We start from the raw sequence: 20,609 nt of genomic DNA on the forward strand, positions 1-20,609 counted from the left end.
AGGTAGTTGGAGAGAGCCGATGAACAAGCCCGAAAACCTCGCCCATTCGCTGGCCGAACGCGCCAAGTTCCGCGAAATGAAGGAGGGGACGAAGGAAGACTGGGCGATCATCGGGGCGGAATACCGCGCTTTTGCCAAGGATTTGCCCGACCGCGTGCTCGACCATCTGAAGCTGCTCGACGGCGATTTCGGCGGCTTTCCCGTGTGCCGGCTCGAACATTCGCTGCAGACCGCGACTCGCGCGCATCGCGACGGGCGCGACGAGCAATATGTCGTGATGGCGCTGCTCCACGACATCGGCGATACGCTGGGAAGCTACAACCACCCCGAGGTCGCCGCCGCGATCATCAAGCCCTTCGTGTCCGAGGAAGTGCACTGGATCTGCCAGAACCACGGCGCTTTCCAGGGCTATTACTATTTCCACCATCTCGGCATGGACAAGGACATGCGCGAGAAATTCCGTGATAGCCCTCATTTCGAGGCCTGCGCGGAATTCTGCGAGAAATACGACCAGGCCGCCTTCGATCCCGATTACGAGAGCGAAAGCCTCGAATTCTTCGAGCCGATGGTCCGCCGCGTGATGGAAAAGCCGCTTGCCTCGATGTACAAGGCGGCTGTCGAGGAATGAGCGCCTAACCCTCGCCGTCTTCGATGATCTGCGCCAGCGCTTCATAGCCGATAGCGCCTTCGAACGGTCGGTCACCGTAGATCCAGCTGGGCGTTCCGGTAAACCCGAGCTGGTTGGCAAAGCCGGCATTGCGCGCCAGTTCAGCAGTCGCTTCGTCGGACGCGCCGAATTCCCGCGCCGCTTCCATGTCGAGCCCGGCTGCCTGCGCCGCAGCGGCAATGTTCTCCGCCGTCGGCTGACCGGTCTCGAACATCGCGTGGTAGAATTGCTCGTACTTGCCCTGCTTGGCCGCGGCCAGCGCCATGCGGGCCGGAACGTCGCTTCCCTGGAACACGGGCCATTCGCGCACCACCACGCGCAGCTCGGGATCGGCGGCGATCAGCCGGTCCACATCGGCCACGCTCGCGCGGCAGTAACCGCAGGCATAGTCGGTGAACTTCACCAGCGTCTTCGAGCCATTGGGATTTCCCAGCACCGCGCCTTCGAAGGGCGTGCTGACCGGGCCGGAGATGGAAGCCATGCGCTCGGCCGATTGGTTGGCCTGGTAGGCCTCCGCCATTTCGGGCAGGATATCGGGATTGGCGACGAGGTATTCGCGCGTCTGCGAATGGCCGAGGCCGGTGAAGGAAAACAGCGCCGCGCCGCCAAAGCCGGCCACCAGCGCGATCACTACGGTCAACAGGTGTTTCATATCGCCCCCGGTATTCCTAGCGCCTGCGCTTGTCGCAATTGGCGCGGTCCATTTCGCACAGCATGTCCATCATCGCCCTCGCTTCCATCGCCACGTCCTGCGCGCGAAGCCAGTCGGGCGAGCCGTAAGGCAATTGCGCTTCGGCCGCCTGCGCGCTGCGCAGGGCGAGCGGGTACTGCCGGTTCATCACCTGCTGCTCCGCGCTTGCCAGCCGCGCGCGCGCCATGTCGCCGCGCGCCGCATAGACTACGCCCAGCTGGTACCAGGCAAAGGGATTGTAGCGATCGCGTCCCACGGCGGCACGCAGGACCTGCTCGGCTTCCTCGAAATTCGCCTCGTCCTCGGTGGCGATGAGCGCATGGCCGAGCATGGAAGCGATCAGCGGTTCGGAGCGGCTGATCTCGACAGCCTTGCGCAGCGGCACGATCGCCTCCTCCGGACGGCCCGATTCGAGCAGGACCTGCCCCTTCAGCTCGAGAAAATAGGGATCCTCGGGCGCGCGCTCGATCAGCGCGTTGGCCGCATCGAGCGCCCGGTCCACCCGTGCTTCCTTGTGATAGGCATAGGCGCGCGCCAACAGCGCGGGCGTCGAGCGGTCGCTCTCCGGATAGTCGCGCAGCGTGAACTGAGGCTCGGCCACATAGCCCTGCAGCTTGGCCTTTATCCGCTGGAACTTGGCTTCCCATTCCTGGTTTGGCGGCTTGTCCCATGCCGGATCGACGACATAGACTTCCTTGAGCTTGGCGATGCGGTCGCCCGAAAGCGGGTGGGTGCGGTAGAAACCGGCCTCGTCGTTCTGCTGGATGCCGCGCCGGAACTCCATCGAAAGCAGCTTGCCGAAGAATTCGAGCGAGCCCTTGCCCGTGATCCCCGCTTTCGAGAGGTACTCCGCACCGGCGGCATCGGCGCTGGCTTCCTGCGTGCGGCTGAAGGCGAGGAACTTGCCCAGCGCCGCCTGCTGGCCCGCAGCCATAATGCCCATCGCCGCCTCGCCCGACCCGGCAAGCATGGCGCCCAGCCCGGCGAGCATCGACAACAGCGTGATCCCGGTCGCCGTCTTCATTCCCTCGCCGTAGCGCACGATATGCCCGCCGGTGATGTGGCCGAGCTCGTGCGCGATCACGCCCTGCACCTCGTTGGCGCTGTCGGCGGCATCGAGCAGGCCGCTATGGAGGTAGACGGCCTGCCCGCCTGCGACGAAGGCATTGACCGAAGGATCGTTGATAAGGACGATATTGACGTTGTTCGGCTGCAATCCGGCCGCCTCGATCAGCGGCTCGGAAATCTCGCGCAGGAAGGCTTCGGTTTCCGCGTCGCGCAACACCGATTGGGCGGCGGCGGGTTGCGCGGCCATGATGGCGAGCGCGAAAAGGGCGAGAATATGGGAAAGAAGCCGCATCGGCGCGCAGCCTAAGGCCTTTCGGCCTGAACCGGAACTGAAACCCGCAGGAACTGCATCACGCGGTCGAAGACCTGCGGATCGCGCCGCCATGGATTGGTCAGCGCGAGCAGCGGGGCATTGTGATCCTTGCCCGCGAGGTAAAGCGTCTGCGCGCGCGCACCCTTCTCACCGAGCGCCTTCTCGAGTGCGCGTGAATTGCGGATGCGCACGGTCACATCTTCCTCGCCATGCACGAGGAGAACGGGGGGCGCATCGGCGCGGGCGTGGTTGACCGGCTGGCTTTCGGGTCCCGCCCCCACGCTTTCGAAGGCGGCACGGCTGCGGTCGGTATCGAAGGGATAGAAATCGTAAGGTCCCGATAGCCCGACGACGCCCCTGATGCTCGAAACGGGCACTCCGGCCTCCTCGAGCCATCGCGTATCGAGCGCGACCTGCATGGCGTTATAGGCCCCGGCCGAGTGGCCGGAGAGCACGATGCGGTCCGGATCGCCGCCATATTCGGCGATGTTCGCGCGCACCCAGGCGATGGTGGCTGCCGTGTCTTCGAGCATGGCGGGATAGCGCCCCGGCCCGTTCATACGGTAGCCGCCGAGCACCACGACATAGCCCTCGGGGGCGATATTGCGGCCGATAAAGCCATAGTCGACCGGATCACCATGCGCCCATGCGCCGCCGTGGAAGAAGACGAAGACCGGTTGGGTGCCTTGGGCGTCGCCGTCGCGATAAACGAACAGCCGTTGCTGGGCGGCCGGACCGGTGCTGGCCTCGCGGACCATCTCAACGCTGGATTTCGGACCCGCCAGGGCGTCGATCGTGTCGAGCACGGCAGGCGCATTGCGTTGCAGCGCGATCCACAGGCCAAGCCCGGCAACCAGCACGAGGGCGAATAGGATTCCGGCAGTCCACATCAGTCGCCGCCTCATTCCGCAGCCTCGGCAGTTTCGCCCTTGCCGACCGAATCGACGATCTTTTCTGCCTCGCCGTCGTGCAGCAGGCCGACCGAAGCGAGGAACTTGTGCCCTTCGCTATAGCCCTCGCCCAGCCAGAGCGGGATCTTCGCGGCCTCGAGCGAGGCTTTGGCGGCGAGTTCTTCCGGGCTCATCACCTCGCCCACCTTGCGGATGAAGACGGCGCGGATTCGCTCGGGGCTTTCCTTCGCGATATCGGCAAAGGCGGTGAGGTCTCCTTGCGAATCGTCCCCGATGAGCGCGAACCTGATGTCGGGATAGGTCTCGATGATGCCAAGGATCGCGGCGCGCTTGTGCGCACCGTGGCTGGAAGAGCCAAAGGTCTCGCGATTGAGGCCCCAGTCGCGCAGGTGGATCGGCCCCAGGGGCAGTCCGCGCCCCTTCATATAGGTCACGAGGTAGGAAAACAGGTTCCACGGGCTCGACGAGACATAGAAGAAGGGTCGGCGCGAGGCGGGCATGTGGTCGCCTGCATGGCCTTCGCCTTCGGGCAAGCCGTCATTGCCGCCCAGCGCATTGTAGAACATGTCCGCGCCGGGCACGAGGATGCGCTCTTCGGGCATCTGCATGAGCACGCGCCGCCAGTTGCGCATGACCGCGCGGAAATTGCCGGTAATGCCGGTCTCGATGATGGTGTCGTCGATGTCGGAGATCATGGCGAGCCCGGTAGCCTTGCCGGGGGCGAGCACATGGCCGTCGGCGCATTGGTCGCCCTCGCCGTTCTTCCAGTGGAAGGTGACGGTCTCCCAGGCGGGATATTCCTCGTATTCCCAGTCGCCCTCGAGCCTTATGTCGAAGTGGACGAAGCCTTCCTTGTCGGTGATGCCTGTGTGGCGGAGCGTTTCACCGGCGGGCGATTTCACTTCCAGCTCGACAGGGAGGTCCTTCACCTCGTGGCTGGCGAACTGGCCGAGCATGCGGCGCATTGCGCGCCATTTGCCGGTCTTGCCGAATTCGCTTTTTCGCGAACGCAGCGCGCGGACGGTGATGTGCAATCGTTCGCGGTTGCGATAGCCGAAATAGGGCTGGATGCGGACGGGCGCGGTGGGCAGGAACGGCATGGGGCGAACCGCTAGCGCGCGGTCCGCCCCATGCTCAAGCTAAATCTCAGAACGGCTTAGCCGTGCTGGCGCAGCGCAGCGGCCTTCATTTCCTCGAAATGGTCCTCAAGGTCGCGCGGGGCGATGTCGGGCTGGGCGCCCGACTTGCCATCGGAGGCGAGCACGGCCTTGATCGAGATGTCGAAGGCCTTGCCGACTGCTTCATATAGCGCGCGGCGGTCCGGATCGGTGGTGGTGCGCGCCGCTTCGGCAAGTTCGTTGACCGCGGCGAGCAGGCCGTGGAGTGTCTCGGGCTCGGCCTGAGCCTCGGCTTCTGTCTCAACGGTTTCCTCGGTTGCGACCGGCTCTTCATCCGCTTCTGCAGCATATCCCTCCGCAACCGGTTTATAGGCGGCTTCGGCTTCATACTCCGCGACAGGCGCCGGGTCGTAGCTATCTTCGACGGTAGCCGGTTCGGTGGCGTCGGCGTCTGCGACGATCTCTTCTTCGAAAGTCTCGTCGAGGATCAGTTCTTCGCCGAGTTCGAGCGGCTCGTCCTCGTCGACCACCTCGGCTTCGACAGGCGCTTCCGGCTCGTGGGCGTATTCGGTTTCGACCACTTCGGCCTCTACTGCTTCGGCCTCTACCGGTCCCTCTTCCGAAGCAGCATAGTCCTCGCCGCTCCAATCGGTTTCTACCGGCTCGATTTCGGCAGTTTCGATTTCCTCTGCCGGCTGGTCGGCGAATTCATCTTCCGAGACTTCGGCGGGGCTCTCGTCGACCGGCGAGTAGTCGTAATAGCTCGGAGCGGCAGCTTCCTCGACCACCGGCTCGGCATAGTCCGCTTCGGCTTCCGGCTCGTAATTCCCGGCCGGGGCAGGGTCGTAGGCGTAGGCCTCTTCCTCGTCCTCTTCGTCCTCGTCATATTCCTGAAGCGAAAGGACGCTGTCGACCGACGGGGCCTTGGGCTTGAACAGCTGGCGTTCTTCCTCGCCGTCCTCTTCCTCGCTCGGCGTGTCCGAAAGCGTGGCGAGATCGACGGTCTTCTTGCCGCGCGTTCCCGAATTCACCAGCGAGAGCAGGCGGCTGTTGAGATCGATATTGGCGAGCGGATTGACCAGCTCGTCGACATCGTCCTCCGGCTCTTCCTCCTCGTCCCATTCGGGCAGGCCATAGTCCGACGCGGTGGTGATACCGCCCTGCGACGGCTCTTGCGTTTCCTCGTCCTGCGATGCGCCACCGATCGGGTTGCCGAGCGCGTCCACCGCCCGCTTCGCTTTGGGCGCGGAGGGCGTTTCTTCGAATGCCGGATCATAGCTCGGCTCGTAGGGTTCGGGAGTGTAGCTGTCGGTCACGGTCTCTTCCTCCTCTTCCTGGCCGAAATTCGGCGCAGGCAGGTCATCGAATGCGTCGTGGTCGGAATGTTCCGCGCCGCGCAGTTCGAGGATATTGTCGTCGCTTGCCCAGGGGTCCGCCTCTTCGGGCGCTTCATCCGTCGCATGCTCGACTTCGGGTTCCGCCTCGGCGTGCGGATCGAAATGAATGATTTCGGCGGTTTCGAACGCCTGCTCTTCTTCGACGACCGGCTCGCCTCCGAAGGCCGCCTGTGCCTCGAGCGCCGCATCGATTTCGCTCAGCAGCGCGTCGGCGGTCTGCGCGTCGGCGACTTCCTTCCAGTTCACCACGGCGTAGACGAAGTCGATCGTGTCGTGGTCGGAGGAATAGGGCAGCAGGATGCCGCGATAGGCGACGCTGCGACCCTTGGCATTGACCGATTCGGCCTCGAAGGTGACCGGCGCCTGTGCCTGAACGACCTTGAGGTAATTTGCCGCAACCTTGCTCAGCAGCGAATCCTGCGGAATTTCGCTGAGCTCTTCGATCAGATCGTGCAGGCGGCATTCGTCGCGCAGCTCGGCGCCGATGAAACTCAGCGTCGGCGTTTCGCTTCCGGTCGAGAAGTCGAGCAGGACCGAATAGGGACCGAAATCGCCAAGGAATTCAGGCTCGAGGTCCTCGATATGCGGGAGATTTTCCTCGCCCAGCTGGCTTGCCCAATGATTGTAGGCGCGCACCTGCATGCGGCGCTCATCCTGGCCGACGACCGACGGCGGCGGGTTGGAATGCGCGCCGTCGTCATAGGCCGCATCCGGGTAGGAATCTTCAGGCGTGCCGTCCCCGTCGAACGCGCCGAAATCTCCGCCAAGCCTGTCCATTGCAGCAAGTGTCCCCAAAACCAGTGGTGTTCGAGGATCGGCTATGCGCCCGACGTGCTGAAAAAATGGTTAAGGCTGTCTCAACTCTCTTAGCCGCGAAGTCAGAGCATATAGCGCATGCGGATCGTCATCGCGCGGTCCTGTGCGCCATGTTCGAACACCGCATCGGAAAACTTGGGCGGCCCCATGCGCACGGGCGCATCGCGCGAGAAGCCGAAGCCTTCCTTGGGCATCATTCCCAGCGCGCGGTCGGCCTTGCCATTGGCGTTCTCGTCATGAAGCAGCGCGATGGCATAGCGCCCCGGCTTCACGTCGGTAAAAGTGAGCGTAAGCGTCCCCTCGTGCGCGGCAACCTTCGCAGCTTGCGCTCCCGCGACACCGCGGCATTTGGGAAAGCTTTTCTCGTTCGTGGTCATGCAGGCGAGCACCACGCCATCTGCATTGCGCAGGTTCGTGACGGTCACGGTGATCGTCGAACCCTGATCGGCTGCCGGAGCACCGGCGCCGAGCGCCAGTGCCGCAAGCGGAAGCAGGGCGAGCCGCGTCATATGGCCTCGCTCAAGCCCTTGTCGGTTCCGCACAGCCGGTCCCAGAAGCGGAAATACAGTCCGTAATTGCATCGATACTCTTCGTGATGTCGCTGGTGATGGCTGGCCGTTATCAGCCATCCCCCTAACCGCGAGTGAACCAGACGGCGCGGAAACATTTCCCAGCCCATGTGGTTCGTGACCCCCATCACCGTCATCACCAGCAGCACGAGGCCGAGCATGGCGACGTGGATCGGCACGACGAAGACGAGCAGCGGAATGACGATCGCGCCCGTGATCGCTTCCCAGGGGTGGAAGCTCATTGCCGCCCAGGCGGTTGGCGGGCGGCTGGCATGGTGGACGGCGTGCATGGCACGGAACCATGCGGGCCGGTGCATCAACCGGTGCGTCCAGTAGAACCAGGTGTCATGCAGGAAGAGGTAGAGCAGCGGGGCGAGCGGCAAGTACCAGATCGGCATCGCATCCCATTCGGTATAGATCCGCGTCCAGCCGCGCTCCTGCCAACCCCATGCGACCACGCCGGCCGGAATGCCGTAGATCGCTGCCGAGGCCAGCGACCAGCCGATTTCCTTGCGGATCTGCGGCCCCAGTTTCGCGTGATAGCCGGGCAGCCGCCGGTTGGTTGCCCAGGCAAAAATCCCGCTCGCGGCCAGATAGCGCAGCGCGACGATCGCGGTCATGGCAGCGGCGGATAGGAGGATGGCGGTCCACATGGCGTTGGCGCTTCCTATGCCGCAAACGCGCAGGCGATAACAGGCGCTTCGCCTATTCCGAATTGCCCCAGGGCGCGCAGTGTGGATCGCCGGTCACAGTCGCTCGGCGCATGGCGGCCCTTGCAAGGCGCTCGACCTCGGTCTTGCGCCGCGCGGCGGCGAGCGGGTGGAGCGGAGCGGGACGCACGATCTCGCCGTCATAACCGTCCGCCACCACGATGCCGCAGCAGTCGGGGCGATAATCGTCATTGTCGAGCACGCCGCGGTCGAGATGCGGCGGCAGGCCCCAGTAGAAACGGTCGCAGAAATCGAGGTAGTCGGGCCACTTGCCATCGCCGAGAAGGTCGCCGCGCGCCACTTTTACCTCGACGATCACGATCCGCCCCTTGGGATCGAGCCCCATCAGATCCGCGCGCCGCCCGTTGCGCAGCGGCATCTCGGGCATCAGCCAGACATCGTTGCGTGCGAAGAGGCGCTGGATACCGCGGCACACGCTCGCCGCATCGCTCGCAGCGTCGGAAGAAGGTTCGATAACGGGAGAATCGCTCATGGCGATTGATTGGAACAGAATGGGAACGCGGTCAAGCCGCGAGCGGTCTCGTCAGGCCGGAGCGACAGCCAGCACCGCTGCGCGCGCGCTGTGAAACTCGCGCCACAGCGTAAGCGCCGCGCTGGTCGTATCCTGACCCTGCGCCGACATCGACAGCAGCGCCCTCAGGCCCGGCTGCATGACGGCGGCAAGGTCGTCGATCCCGCGCGCGACCAGTTCGAACTTCGCCCCGCCGAGATCGACGGCGCGTTGCGGCAGGTCGCGAATATCCTCATCCACCTGTTCCTCGCCCAGTTGCGCGAGGATGGCGACAGCGGCAGCGGCTTCGTGAACCGCATCCCACTGCACGGCGAGCGCTGCAGGTTCGCCAAGGCGGGCATCCGGGCCTGTCGCCGGCGGCAGCATTGTCGCAAGCGACAGGTCGAATTCGTGGGACATCGAGCTCATGGTCAGCGAAGCTACGCCGGTGCGCTTGCCAAATTCCTAACGCGCGATTCAGCAAGCGCGCTTTTTTCTGGCAGGTCCGCTGCCCGCTTGCTAAGCGCCCCGCCCACGGCATGCACCCGTAGCTCAGCTGGATAGAGCGCTGCCCTCCGAAGGCAGAGGCCACAGGTTCGAATCCTGTCGGGTGCGCCATTTCGTTTCGCGCTGCCGCCTTGCCACTCCAGCGGATTTTTTCTGCGCTAACGCTTCACTGCTTGAGCGCGTCTTTTCTGCGCTATCGCTTCGCTAGTTGAGCGCGGCCCTCGCCAAAGTGCGCAAAACTTCCTAGATCGGCTCCCGAGCCACCTATGGAGCCGCAAATCTACCAGTTCGACGACCTTCCGAAACAGGTAGGTGACGAGGCGAAAGCCCCGCCACGCGGTGATCCGCACCAGCAGCGGATCGGAGTAATCTTCAGCGCGCGCAGTCATCACAACAAGGGCCGCGAGCCCGATTTCGGCAGCCGCGAGAACGTCAGCATCGTGCGTCCCGAAAAGCGCAGCGACATCGCCCATGCACTGGCCGGTTTCGCGCAGGAAGGGATCGGCCTGCTCGTCATCAGCGGCGGCGACGGGACGGTGCGCGACGTGTTGACCATGGGGCAGGCCGTTTTCGGCGACAACTGGCCGCAGCTGGCAGTCCTGCCGCGCGGCAAGACCAATGCCCTCAATGTCGATCTCGGCAGTCCGCGCGACTGGTCGCTGACGCGGGTGATCGCTGCTTTCGAGGACCCCGAAGGCCGGCGCGTGACCCGCCGCCCGCTGGCGGTCAGCGAGATCGGAAGCGACGATCCGCCGATGCTCGGCTTCATCATGGGTGCGGGCGCCTTCGCCCTCGGCGTCGATGTCGGCCAGGATGCGCACAAGGCCGGCTTCTTCAATTCCCTCGCCGTCGGCATGACCAGTGCCTGGGGAATAGCGGAATCGCTGTTCGGCTCGGACGAGAACCGCTGGCGGCGCGGGGCCGCCATGGACCTGCGCTACCTCCCCTCGAACGAAAGGATGGAGCGCTCTGAGCACGGCAAGCCGGAGCGGCGCACGATCATGCTGGCCTCGACGCTCGAGACCATGCCGCTCGATATCAAGCTGTTCGGAAAAGGGCAGGGGCCGATCCGCCTGGTGGTGCTGGACCATCCGCGCAGGCGCATCCTTGCCTCGCTCCCGGCGATCCTTACCGGATGGCATCCGCGCTGGCTCGCCGGTGCCGGGTTGCATCATCTCGAGGCCGAGGGCTTCTCGATTGCGCTCGATTCGCAATTCATCCTCGACGGCGAGCATTTTCCCGGTGGAAGCTACCGTGTCGAGCAAGGCCCCCAGCTGACCTTCGTCGCCGGGTGAGCGAGACACTTCACAGCCGTATCGCCGCTTCGCTGACGCGCGAGGTGCGCAGCGAGGTCGCGGCCTATGCAGCGATGCTCGGGCGCGAAGCCGGGGCGTGCGCGGTGCTGTTCTACGGGTCGAACCTTCGCACCGGATCGCTCGAAGGCGTGCTCGATTTCTACGTCCTGTTGCCAGGTGCCCAGCAGGAGAAAATCTGGCCTCGTGTGAGCTACCGCGAATGGGAGCACGCAGGCGAGACCCTGCGCGCCAAGATCGCGACGATGAGCCTTGATAAATTCGCCGAGGCCGCGCGCGGGGACAGCCGCGACACGACGATCTGGACGCGTTTCGTCCAGCCGAGCGCGCTGGTCTGGTCGGGTGGTGAGGGCGTGAATGCGCTTGTCACCGAAGCAATCTGCCAGGCGGCGCGTACGGCTGCGCGTTTCGCTGCGGTTCTCGGGCCAGATCGCGGTGCACCCCAGGATTTCTGGCGCGCGCTGTTCCAAGCGACCTACCGCGCCGAATTCCGTGTCGAGAAGCCGGGGCGCGAGGATTCGATCCTGTCGGTGAATGCCGACCATTTCGACGGCTTGCTGGCGCTGGCATGGGAAGCGGACGGCATCCTTTTCGCGCGCGAGGGCGAGCAGCTCTCCCCGCAGATACCCGCACATCGGAGATCGGCGATCCTGCGCGAATGGAGGGCGCGCGAACGCATCGGCAAGCCGCTCAACATCCTGAGGCTCGCCAAGGCCACCACGACCTTCGAAGGCGCCGCGCGTTACGGTGCATGGAAGCTCGAGAGGCACACGGGAATCGCGCTCGAAGTCACGCCCTTCCGCGAGAAGCACCCGCTCCTCGCCATGCCCGGTGCCGCAATCGACCTGTGGCGCGCACGGAGGCGCCGGAAATAGGGATTACCGGTAGCGCATCCGGATCGAGATGCTCTCGACCCCGTTCGCCACATCGAAGCCCACCTTCTTGTAGCTCGGCTTGCCGAGGTTGAAGATGTTGATCGACGGGTTGTTCGACATGGCCCCGCCATCGCCGAAGATGTCGGTCTCGCCGTCACCGTCGAGGTCGTGGCGCACTGCGATGCCATAATGGCCCGCTGCGGGAAGCGGCATGCAGAAACGCATGGTGCCCGCCTTGGCAGGCGCTTCCATGCGGTAGATCCAGCGACCCTTCTCCAGCCAGTCGGCCTTGGTGGCGCGATACGACTGGATGCGGATCGTGCCCTTGCTTTCCTTGATATCGGTGATGGCGACCATCACGGCAGGCCCCTTGCCCGCGGCACATTTGCCGGGGTCATGGGTGATCTTTTCGCGATATTGCGCCTCGGCAGGTACGGCGAACGCCAGCCCCGTGAGGGCGAGCGCGGCGGTCCCGGTAATGGCGGCGAATTTGCTGGTCATCGAAAATGGCCCCGTAATCTGCGTGTCGAGGCGTCGAAACCCGCCTCTGCTTGATGCCGTTCTAGCAAAATGCGCTGAATTACGCCTGAATTTCCTATTCAGTCCCCCGCGATACGCCCCTTGTCGAGACGGACGACCCGGTCGGCAATATCGGGCAGCAGACCGCGATGCGCGATCGCAATCACGGTGCGCTTCTCGGTCATTGCATGAAGGGCCGCGGCAATCGCATTCTCGCTCGTCGCATCGAGCGCGCTAGTCGCCTCGTCCAGCACGACGAGATCGGGATCGCGCATCAGGGCGCGGGCAAGCGCGATCCGCTGGCGTTCTCCGCCAGACAGCGCAAGGCCGCCTTCGCCGAGGTCGCAATCGATGCCTTCGGGCAGCGAATAGACGAAACCGGCGGAGGCCTCTTCGAGCGCGCGCTTCATGCGCTCTTCGTCGGCATCGGGATCGGCCCAGAGCAGATTGTCGCGCACCGTTCCGGAGAAGAGCACCGATTCCTGCTGGACATAAGCGATCCGCGAACGCCAGGCGCGCCGCGATGTGTCGTCGAGCACGGTGCCGTCGACCGCGATTGTCCCGGCATCGGGCGCGATCAGGCCAGCCGCCACGTCCGCGAGGGTACTCTTGCCGCAGCCGGATGGCCCGGTGAGGACAAGCAGCTGGCGCGCGTCGATTTTGAGCGAAACGCCCGACAGGGCAGGGCGGTCGGCACGGTAGGCGATCGCGATCTGGTCGAGCACGATGCTGTCCGACAGGCGGGGAGAAGCGTCGAGGGAAGTCGGTTCATGCGCCTTTCTCGCTTCCTCGATCAGAGTGAGTGCCTCGTCGATGGCCGGGCGAGCATGGTTCCACCCCTGCGCGCTGGCCTGCAACTGCCCGAGAAGCGGCAGGGCGCGCACGAAGATCGCTGCGAGCGGGAGCAATATGGCCAGCGGCATCGCAAGTGCGCCGAGGGCAAACCACGCCAGAAGTGCTGCCGCGATCGCGCCGCCGATCTGCAGTGCAGCCTGCCCCAATGCGCTGTCACGCACGAAGCTGCGCTCCTGCCGGCGCAGATCGTCAAGCGCCGAGGCGATTTCCTGCTGCGCACGTTCCTCGCGGCCGTAGCTCTTGATGACCCGCAGCGCGCCCAGCGTTTCGCCCAGCCGGGCATAGAGGCCGTCGTTCGCCCGACTGAGCTTCTCGCCCAATTGCCTGGCCCTCCGCAGCAGCGGCAGGAAAGTAAGGAGGACGAGCGCTCCGGCAGCCCCTCCGGTGAGTGCGGCAGCGGGCGAAATGGCCAGTGCGGCGATGGCGAGCGCCAGTAGCGAGAGCGACAGCCTCACGAGCGCTGCGAACATATCGACCGCATAGGAGGCACGGTCGATATTCGAGATGAGTAGGGCCTCGCTGGTGCTGCGTTTCAGGCGCGACAGCCAGCGCCAGTCTGCCCCGAGAAGGGCCTCGGTAGCCCGCAGGCGCAGTCCGTCGACGACCGCGACCTGCAAGTCCTGCACGGCAAGGCGGCGCGCGATCTCGGCAATAGCGCGGATGACCACCAGCACCACGAAGCCGGCGAGGATCGTCGAAGGCGAAAATTCGTCCAGCGAGATACCGAGCGGCAGCTGCGCCGGTGCGTCGGATAATTGGGCGAGGAGCGGGACCAGCAAGACGAAGCCGAGCCCTTCGCTTACCGCAGAGACCAGCGATATCATGGCGAGCCTGCCCGTTGCCGCGCGCCCGGCGATTTCGACCAGCGCCCCGATCCGCAAGGCTTCGCTTCGCCGCGCCATCAGAAGTCGTTCCGCTTTTCGGCATGGCTGACGAAACTTGCCGCGGTCAGCGCGCGGGTAAGACCCATCTCGCGCGGCAGCCTTTCCTGCGCCGCACCCGGCGTCGTCTCCGGCCAGTCCGCCAGCAGGCGCTGCATGCGGTCGATATCGAGGATCTCGGATAGCTCGCGGTGCGCGCGGATCGCTTCGGACTGCGCAACGAGTTCGGCGCGCTGGCGGGTGAGGCGCGCGTGCCAGTCGACATTGTGCCGCCCCTGCCTCACTTCGTGTCGCTGCTCCTCGGGCATGATCCCCTCCGCCACGCGCCTTGCCAGATAACGGTCGGTCCCGCCACGTCGCAGCTGGTCGGTGGGCAGGCCATGGCAGAATTCGAACAACGGGCGATAGGCGGTGACGTCGCGGTGGGCGAGTCCATGGAGGCGCCCGAGACCGAGGTCGAGATCCTCTCCGCTATCTGCGCTCGCCCACATGGTTCGGATGGCCTGCTTGCGTGTCGCGGGGATGGGCGGCCGGTCGAAGGCGCTCGGCACGCCGCGCCCGCGCCATTTCGCTGCCGCTTCCTCGCTCAGCAAGGAGCCGAGGGGAATGTCGCCGAAACGCTCTGGGTGCGCGAATTTGCGGATCGCTTTCTGCAACGGGGCAGGAAGATGCGGCAGGACCGCCATCGAGAGGAGCTTGCGCAGCTGCGAATGCTCGTGCTCGTCGGTAGCGTCTGCAAGAAGCCTCCGCAGCTGCCGCAGCTTTCCCTTCCGCAGGGATTCGGGGGCAGCCCAGCCTGCATCCATGCTGATATTGAAATTGCCGTGGAGCGCGGTGAACATCGCGTCGCAGCCATCTGCTCGCGCCGCTTCGAGAAGGGGGTGGAAGATGCCGATATTGGCAATGTTGGCCGTCGGCACCTCGCTGCGGGAAAGCAGGTCGCGCAGGCGGTGGTCATGCCCGCCCTCGGCGGCGGGGAAATGGGCTTCGATCCGCGGATGCATGGCGGCAAAGCGGCGGACCATTTCGCGCTCGTCCCCGAAGCGGTTCGGCGGCACCCACCCGTCCCAGTCCTGGTGCGGACCGAAGGTGTAGCTGTGTAGTCGCTGTTCTACGGGCATCTGCCCGAGCAGGGCCGCCGCCGCCAGCGGACTGTCGAGACCGCCCGACAGCATGATCGCAGGGCGCTCGACCCCGGCAAGGGCGCCGCGTGCAGCCTCGCCCAGCAGCTCCCACGCGCGTGCGACATAATCATCGTCACGCGCGAAGCGGACCGAAGGCACTTCCGTCGGGTCGTAATAGCGCTCCAGGCGCCACTCCGCGCAGTCGATCCTGACACGGCTGCCGAGCGGCACGCGTCCGATCCCCCGGAACCATCCCACAGGTTCGCAATCGTGATGCGCATAGGCCAGCTGGTCGGTGAGGTAGTCCCAGTCGATGCGCTTCTCGACGCCGGCGGCGAACAGCGCGCCCAGCAGCGGCGAGGCGGCTTGCACCTCCCTGTTCGCGACGAAGTGCATCGGCGGGGCGGTCCACGGCGACCTGACGAGGCGCAGGCGTCCCGGCCCTTCGAGGGAGATCGCGCAATAGTGCCCGACGAGTTTGAGGTCGGCCGCGTCACCCCAGCGCTCCAGAGCGGCAGAGTAGATCGCCGCGGGCGTGGCGTCGCGTGGCAGGCCGAGCTCGCGCGCACTGTCGGCGCGGTTGTCGATCCTGCCGAAGAACAAGGTGCCGGAGCCAGTCTCGCTGTCCGACCAGAGGTCGAATTCACCCGAGCGACAATGTGGCGGCGCCTGTCGCGGATCGTCGCCCAACGCACGTCCGACAGCGGCGAGTACGGGCGGCTCCAGCCCTCCCGCGCGCCGGACTGCAGCGATCATGCGTTAGGTCGCGCTCAGGAAGAACGCATGTTCGGGCCGGCCTGCAGCCCCACGCCGTCAGGTCCGGCGATATCGCGCAGCGCGCCGAGCTTTTTCAGCTCGGGCTTTTCCCAGCGCGGCTTGGTGCTCGAAGCGACCGTTTTGTCGTTGCTCATGGCTCGAAATCCCTTTTGCCGCACAATAGCATGCTGCCCGTTAACGTCAAAATGCGGCTATCCCTCGCGCTTTACCAGCGCCGCCTTTTCAAGATCGTTAATAAGAGCCGCGACGTCGGCTGCGATTGCCTCGCGCTCGCCCGCGTGAGCGGCTGCCATCTGATCCGAGATCGCCTCTTCGCTTCGCGTCCCGTCGATTGCGTCCCACACCGCGCGGCCCGTGCCGGAGAGCGAAAAAAGCTCGCCCCCGTCGAGGTCGACGATCAGCACTTCGTCGTCGACTACGGTTGCGATGAAGTTCTCGGTACATTTGCGAATGGCGCCCATCCGCGCCTCCTAGCGTTGCCTTGGGCGCAATCCAAGCCCGCCTGCTCGTGGATAAGCCGGTGGGGAATCTTGTGGAAGAGAGGTGGAGAGAGGTATTTCGGCTGCATCCAGGCTAACCTTCGAACCGAAAGCCGCGACAGGCCATGACCGTCCCGCTGATTTCTCCGAGCATCCTTTCCGCAGATTTCGCGCGGCTGGGCGAGGAGGTTCGCGCGGTCGACGAGGCCGGTGCCGACTGGATCCATATCGACGTGATGGACGGGCATTACGTTCCCAATATCACCATCGGTCCGGCGGTGGTGAAGGCGCTCCGCCCGCATACGGACAAGACCTTCGACGTCCATCTGATGATCGCGCCGGTCGACCCCTATCTCGAGGCTTTCGCCGAAGCGGGTGCGGACATCATTACCGTCCACCCCGAGGCGGGGCCGCACATTCACCGGACGCTGCAGGCGATCAGGAACCTCGGCAAGAAGGCTGGCGTGGTGCTCAATCCGGGCACGCCCGCAAAGATGCTCGACTACCTCATCGAGGAAGTCGACCTCGTGCTGGTGATGAGCGTGAACCCCGGTTTCGGCGGGCAGAGCTTCATCCATTCGCAGCTCAGGAAGATCGAGGCGATCCGGAAAATGATCGACAAGAGCGGGAAGGATATCCGGCTCGAGGTCGATGGCGGGGTCGATCCGACCACAGCACCGCTTTGCGTCGAGGCGGGTGCTGACGTGCTGGTCGCAGGATCCGCGACTTTCCGCGGCGGGCCGGAGAAATATGCTTCCAATATTGCCGCGCTCAAGCAGCGAAGCGGTAGCGCGGAAGATAACGCCTTGAAGGGGCAGGGATGAGCGAGGGCCGTGCCGCCTTCGCCGAGCGCGACACCGAATGCGATAGCGGCGCAGTGCAGGTCGCCCTGCCGTTGTTCGGTGATCCCGAGCCGCTGGTGGAAGAGGCCGAAGTCGAAGTCGAAGAGACCGTAGAAGCCAAGTCGGAGCCGCTGGTCGAAAAAGCACCGGCACCTCCGCCCGAACCCGAATACGACCCCGAACCTCTGGAACCGGCGCGCGCGCTCGTTCCTGCCGATTTCGCCCTGCCCGATCCGGGGCCGGTCCACGCCGCCATGCGCTGGGCCTACCGCATGGGCGTTCCCGCGAGCTTCATCTGCGCGCCGCTGCGCAAACCTGCCAAGCCGCGCCTCCTTGCAATGGTCGAGACCCCGCTTGCGGGCGACCGCGCAGCCGGGATGGCCTTGCGCGCGGGGCACTTCCAGGTTGCGGGGCTCAAGGCGCCCATCGGCAAGCTCGACTATGCCTCGCCTTCGAAACTGACCGCACCCTTTGCGCGCGCCGTCCATGGCTTCACCTGGATGCGCGATCTGTCGACCTCGGCCCCGCGCGGACAATGCGCCGACACCTCGACGCGGATTTTCAAGGCGTGGCTCGCCAAGAATCCCGAACCGGGCAAGGGTCCGGCGTGGGATGTCGAGCTTGCGGGGCTGCGCCTCCTCAACTGGCTGGTGCACGCGCCGGTTCTGCTTTCGGGTGAGGGGGAGAAGCTTAAAGAACCGCTGCTCGACGCGATCGAAACCACGGCGCGCTGGCTCGACCGGCAGGTGGCAAGCGGTGAGGGAAGGCTGGCGCAGGTAACCGGCTGGGTCGGGATCGTGGCGGCAGGCCTGCTGCTGACCGACGGCAAGCCGCGCAGGCTGCACGGCGAGGCTGGCCTGCTCCGTACGCTTGGCGAAATGGTCAGCGACGATGGCGGCGTGCTCTCGCGCAGTCCCACGGCGCAGGCGCAGGCGATTGCATTGCTGGTCGATTTGCGCGCTTGCTACGCGGCGGTCCGGCGCGACCCGCCACCCGCGCTTGCCGCCATGCTCGGCTTGCTGGTTCCTGCACTTCTTTCCCTTCGGATGGGCGACCGCGGCCTCGGCAGCTGGCAGGGCAGTGCGGCCATGTCCGAACCTGCGCTCGATGCGCTGGTCACTGCGAGCGGCGTCCGCGCGCGCCCCATGCTCGAAGCGCGCCACTGGGGTTACCAGCGCGCTCGCTCGAAAGACGGCGTGCTGGTATTCGATGCCGCACCGCCGCCCAAGCCGCGCCACGCACGCCACGGCTGCGCCTCCACGCTCGCCTTCGAATTCTCGCATCGCAACCATCGCATCATCGTCAATTGCGGCGGCGCCGAACTGGCTGGCGCACTCGTCCCTGCACGGATCGAGCAGGGGCTGCGCGGCACCTCGGCGCATTCGACGCTGGTGCTCGACGAGGCCAACTCCACTGCGGTGCTGATCGGCGGGCAGATCGGCAAGGGTGTCGAAGAAGTCGATTTCCACCGCGAGACGGTACATACCAACCAGCGCGAGGGCACACGGCTCGAAGCCTCGCACAACGGCTATGCCGCGCGGCATGGGCTACTGCATCGCCGCATCCTGATCCTGTCGGACGACGGCAGCGAATTGCGCGGCGAGGACGTGCTCGAGCCTTCGGGCAAGAAGGGTAAGCGCGGCAAGATCGGCTTTGCGATCCGCTTCCACCTCGGACGCGGGATCGATGCCAAGCTGACCGACGACGGGATGGGCGTGCATCTCGCCCTGCCCGACGCAAGCTACTGGCAATTCCGCCTCGCAGGCACTAGCGGCGAGGCGCACTGCACGCTGGAGGATTCGCTCTGGGTTGATGGCCATGGCCGTCCGCACGGCGTGCAGCAGATCGTGGTCGAAGGCATGGCCGCGCGCGGCGGGGAACGCTTCCCCTGGCTGCTTAAACGAATGGGGTGATTTCCAAGTGACTGACGTGGCGATCAAGCGGGCACTGCTCTCGGTGTCCGACAAGAGCGGATTGGTGGACCTGGGCAAGGCGCTGGCGGCCAAGAATGTCGAACTGGTGTCGACCGGTGGCACGGCAAAGGCGCTGCGCGAAGCGGGGCTCGAGGTAAAGGACGTGTCCGACCTCACCGGCTTTCCCGAGATGATGGACGGCCGCGTCAAGACGCTGCACCCCATGGTCCATGGCGGATTGCTAGCGGTGCGCGACAATCCCGAGCATGCCGCCGCCATGTCCGAACATGACATCGGCGCGATCGACCTCGTGGTGGTCAACCTCTACCCCTTCGAGGCGACCGTGATGCGCGGCGCCGAACGCGACGAGATCATCGAGAACATCGATATCGGCGGCCCGTCCATGGTCCGCAGCGCGGCGAAGAACCACCAGTATGTCACCATAGTCACCGATCCGGCAGACTACGATACGTTGGTGAGCGAACTCGAAGCGACCGGTGCGACTTCGCTCGACTTCCGCCGCAAGTGCGCGGCCAAGGCCTTCGCGGCGACCGCTGCCTATGACAGCATGATCAGCCAGTGGTTCGCTTTCGCTGACCAGCAGCAGACCTTCCCCGATTTCCTCGCCGTAAACGGCAAGGCGCCCGTCGAGCTGCGCTATGGCGAAAACCCGCACCAGAAGGCCGCGCTCTACACGCCTGCCGGCCCGCACGGGAAAGGCATCGCGCAGGCCGAACAGCTGCAGGGCAAGGAACTCAGCTACAACAATTACAACGACGCCGATGCCGCGCTCGAACTCTGCGCGGAATTTGCGGGCGGCGACCCGGCGGTGGTCATCGTCAAGCACGCCAACCCCTGCGGCGTGGCGCAGAGCGGCAAGCTGATCGACGCGTGGAACGAGGCGCTCGCCTGCGACAGTGTTTCGGCTTTCGGCGGCATCGTCGCGGTCAATACCGAACTCGATGGCGAAACCGCCGAGGCGATCTGCCAGATCTTTACCGAAGTGGTCATTGCGCCCACGGTCAGCGATTCCGCGCGCGAGGCCTTCGCGAAGAAGAAGAACCTGCGCCTGCTCGTCACCGGCGACCTGCCCGATCCGCGCCGCGGCGGCCTGCTGGTCAAGCCGATCACCGGCGGCCTGCTGGTACAAACGCGCGACAATGGCGCGATCTCCGAGGCGGACCTGAAGGTCGTCACCAAGCGCGAGCCGACAGAGCAGGAGCTGAAGGATTGCCTCTTCGCCTGGACCGTTGCGCGCCACGTCAAGTCGAACGCCATCGTCTATGCCAAGGACGGCGCGACGGCGGGCATCGGTGCTGGCCAGATGAACCGCCGCGATTCCTCGCGCATCGCGGCGATGAAGGCAGCCGAAGCGGCCGAGAAATACGGCTGGGACCAGAGCCGCACCGTAGGCAGCGCAGTTGCTTCGGACGCATTCTTCCCCTTCGCCGATGGCCTGCTGGCCGCTGCGGAGGCGGGTGCGACCGCGATCATCCAGCCGGGCGGTTCGATCCGCGACGAGGAGGTCATTGCAGCGGCCGACGAGCAAGATCTTGCGATGGTGTTTACCGGAATGAGACACTTTCGGCACTAGTCCCGAAACGGTTCGGCCCTCCGGCTGAACGCTTCACAACCGACGCATTCAGGACGTTGCAATCGCACGACGTGTAACCACGTAGGATATTCCTACGAAAGAACAGAACATGAGCCTCTTCACCCCCGACCTCTACCGCAATTTCGGCATCGGTTTCCT

At 65.1% G+C, this 20,609-nt stretch carries 20 protein-coding genes and 1 tRNA gene; 7 read left to right on the forward strand and 14 right to left on the reverse strand.

The window, feature by feature from the left end; genetic code table 11:
- Window positions 1–19 precede the first annotated feature (19 nt).
- Window positions 20–628, forward strand: coding sequence for an HD domain-containing protein (locus K3178_RS11350; protein WP_221571531.1), 609 nt, complete (start codon window positions 20–22; stop codon window positions 626–628).
- 4 nt (window positions 629–632) lie between these two features.
- Here the strand turns inward: K3178_RS11350 and K3178_RS11355 are convergent, their stop codons facing one another.
- From K3178_RS11355 to K3178_RS11395, 9 genes are all read right to left on the reverse strand, one after another.
- Window positions 633–1,319, reverse strand: a complete 687-nt coding sequence (locus K3178_RS11355; RefSeq protein ID WP_221571532.1) for a DsbA family protein — start codon at window positions 1,317–1,319, stop codon at window positions 633–635.
- A 16-nt stretch (window positions 1,320–1,335) separates the two neighbouring features.
- Complete coding sequence (locus K3178_RS11360; RefSeq protein WP_221571533.1) at window positions 1,336–2,718, reverse strand: M48 family metalloprotease; 1,383 nt, start codon at window positions 2,716–2,718, stop codon at window positions 1,336–1,338.
- A gap of 11 nt (window positions 2,719–2,729) precedes the next feature.
- A complete protein-coding gene (locus K3178_RS11365; RefSeq protein WP_221571534.1) occupies window positions 2,730–3,629 on the reverse strand; it encodes an alpha/beta hydrolase in 900 nt (299 codons plus the stop codon).
- Between the two features lie 11 nt (window positions 3,630–3,640).
- Entirely contained in the window at window positions 3,641–4,750 is a 1,110-nt protein-coding gene (locus K3178_RS11370; protein ID WP_221571535.1) for a phosphatase domain-containing protein, read from the reverse strand.
- A gap of 56 nt (window positions 4,751–4,806) precedes the next feature.
- Window positions 4,807–6,942, reverse strand: coding sequence for a PAS domain-containing protein (locus tag K3178_RS11375; protein ID WP_221571536.1), 2,136 nt, complete (start codon window positions 6,940–6,942; stop codon window positions 4,807–4,809).
- A 101-nt stretch (window positions 6,943–7,043) separates the two neighbouring features.
- Window positions 7,044–7,490, reverse strand: a complete 447-nt coding sequence (locus tag K3178_RS11380) for a DUF2141 domain-containing protein (protein ID WP_221571537.1) — start codon at window positions 7,488–7,490, stop codon at window positions 7,044–7,046.
- Entirely contained in the window at window positions 7,487–8,203 is a 717-nt protein-coding gene (locus tag K3178_RS11385) for a sterol desaturase family protein (protein ID WP_221571538.1), read from the reverse strand. Before K3178_RS11385 ends, K3178_RS11380 begins: the two co-directional genes overlap by 4 nt.
- Before the next feature lie 52 nt (window positions 8,204–8,255).
- Window positions 8,256–8,753, reverse strand: a complete 498-nt coding sequence (locus tag K3178_RS11390) for an MmcB family DNA repair protein (RefSeq protein ID WP_221571539.1) — start codon at window positions 8,751–8,753, stop codon at window positions 8,256–8,258.
- Window positions 8,754–8,804: 51 nt separating this feature from the next.
- Window positions 8,805–9,191, reverse strand: a complete 387-nt coding sequence (locus K3178_RS11395; RefSeq protein WP_221571540.1) for a hypothetical protein — start codon at window positions 9,189–9,191, stop codon at window positions 8,805–8,807.
- 121 nt (window positions 9,192–9,312) lie between these two features.
- Here K3178_RS11395 and K3178_RS11400 point away from each other — a divergent pair.
- From K3178_RS11400 to K3178_RS11410, 3 genes are all read left to right on the forward strand, one after another.
- A tRNA-Arg gene (locus tag K3178_RS11400) sits at window positions 9,313–9,389 on the forward strand.
- Between the two features lie 155 nt (window positions 9,390–9,544).
- A complete protein-coding gene (locus K3178_RS11405) occupies window positions 9,545–10,573 on the forward strand; it encodes a diacylglycerol/lipid kinase family protein (protein WP_221571541.1) in 1,029 nt (342 codons plus the stop codon).
- On the forward strand, window positions 10,570–11,466 hold the full coding sequence (locus K3178_RS11410) for a hypothetical protein (protein ID WP_221571542.1): 897 nt from the start codon (window positions 10,570–10,572) through the stop codon (window positions 11,464–11,466). Before K3178_RS11405 ends, K3178_RS11410 begins: the two co-directional genes overlap by 4 nt.
- 3 nt (window positions 11,467–11,469) lie before the next feature.
- On the opposite strand, the gene K3178_RS11415 is transcribed toward K3178_RS11410, so the two are convergent.
- The 5 genes from K3178_RS11415 to K3178_RS11435 all read right to left on the reverse strand — a co-directional run bounded on the left by K3178_RS11415 (window position 11,470) and on the right by K3178_RS11435 (window position 16,083).
- Window positions 11,470–11,967, reverse strand: coding sequence for a DUF2141 domain-containing protein (locus K3178_RS11415; protein WP_221571543.1), 498 nt, complete (start codon window positions 11,965–11,967; stop codon window positions 11,470–11,472).
- A 98-nt stretch (window positions 11,968–12,065) separates the two neighbouring features.
- Window positions 12,066–13,742 carry an ABC transporter ATP-binding protein gene (locus K3178_RS11420; RefSeq protein WP_221571544.1) on the reverse strand — a complete coding sequence of 559 codons (1,677 nt, stop codon included), beginning with the start codon at window positions 13,740–13,742 and terminating at the stop codon, window positions 12,066–12,068.
- Complete coding sequence (locus tag K3178_RS11425; RefSeq protein WP_221571545.1) at window positions 13,742–15,601, reverse strand: asparagine synthase-related protein; 1,860 nt, start codon at window positions 15,599–15,601, stop codon at window positions 13,742–13,744. Before K3178_RS11425 ends, K3178_RS11420 begins: the two co-directional genes overlap by 1 nt.
- 14 nt (window positions 15,602–15,615) lie before the next feature.
- Entirely contained in the window at window positions 15,616–15,756 is a 141-nt protein-coding gene (locus K3178_RS11430) for a hypothetical protein (protein WP_221571546.1), read from the reverse strand.
- 57 nt (window positions 15,757–15,813) lie between these two features.
- Window positions 15,814–16,083: a PqqD family protein gene (locus K3178_RS11435; protein WP_221571547.1), complete on the reverse strand. Its 270-nt coding sequence runs from the start codon at window positions 16,081–16,083 to the stop codon at window positions 15,814–15,816.
- A gap of 143 nt (window positions 16,084–16,226) precedes the next feature.
- On the opposite strand from K3178_RS11435, the gene rpe reads away from it, so the two are divergent.
- Genes rpe through purH form a run of 3 tightly spaced genes read left to right on the forward strand, consistent with a single transcriptional unit; the run spans window position 16,227 to window position 20,450 of the window.
- Complete coding sequence (rpe, locus tag K3178_RS11440; RefSeq protein WP_221571548.1) at window positions 16,227–16,925, forward strand: ribulose-phosphate 3-epimerase; 699 nt, start codon at window positions 16,227–16,229, stop codon at window positions 16,923–16,925.
- Complete coding sequence (locus K3178_RS11445; protein WP_221571549.1) at window positions 16,922–18,856, forward strand: heparinase II/III family protein; 1,935 nt, start codon at window positions 16,922–16,924, stop codon at window positions 18,854–18,856. Before rpe ends, K3178_RS11445 begins: the two co-directional genes overlap by 4 nt.
- Window positions 18,857–18,863: 7 nt before the next feature.
- Window positions 18,864–20,450 carry a bifunctional phosphoribosylaminoimidazolecarboxamide formyltransferase/IMP cyclohydrolase gene (gene purH, locus K3178_RS11450; protein WP_221571550.1) on the forward strand — a complete coding sequence of 529 codons (1,587 nt, stop codon included), beginning with the start codon at window positions 18,864–18,866 and terminating at the stop codon, window positions 20,448–20,450.
- Window positions 20,451–20,609 lie beyond the last annotated feature (159 nt).

The organism is Qipengyuania sphaerica (assembly GCF_019711595.1).
In the GTDB taxonomy this organism is placed as follows: Bacteria; Pseudomonadota; Alphaproteobacteria; order Sphingomonadales; family Sphingomonadaceae; genus Qipengyuania; species Qipengyuania sphaerica.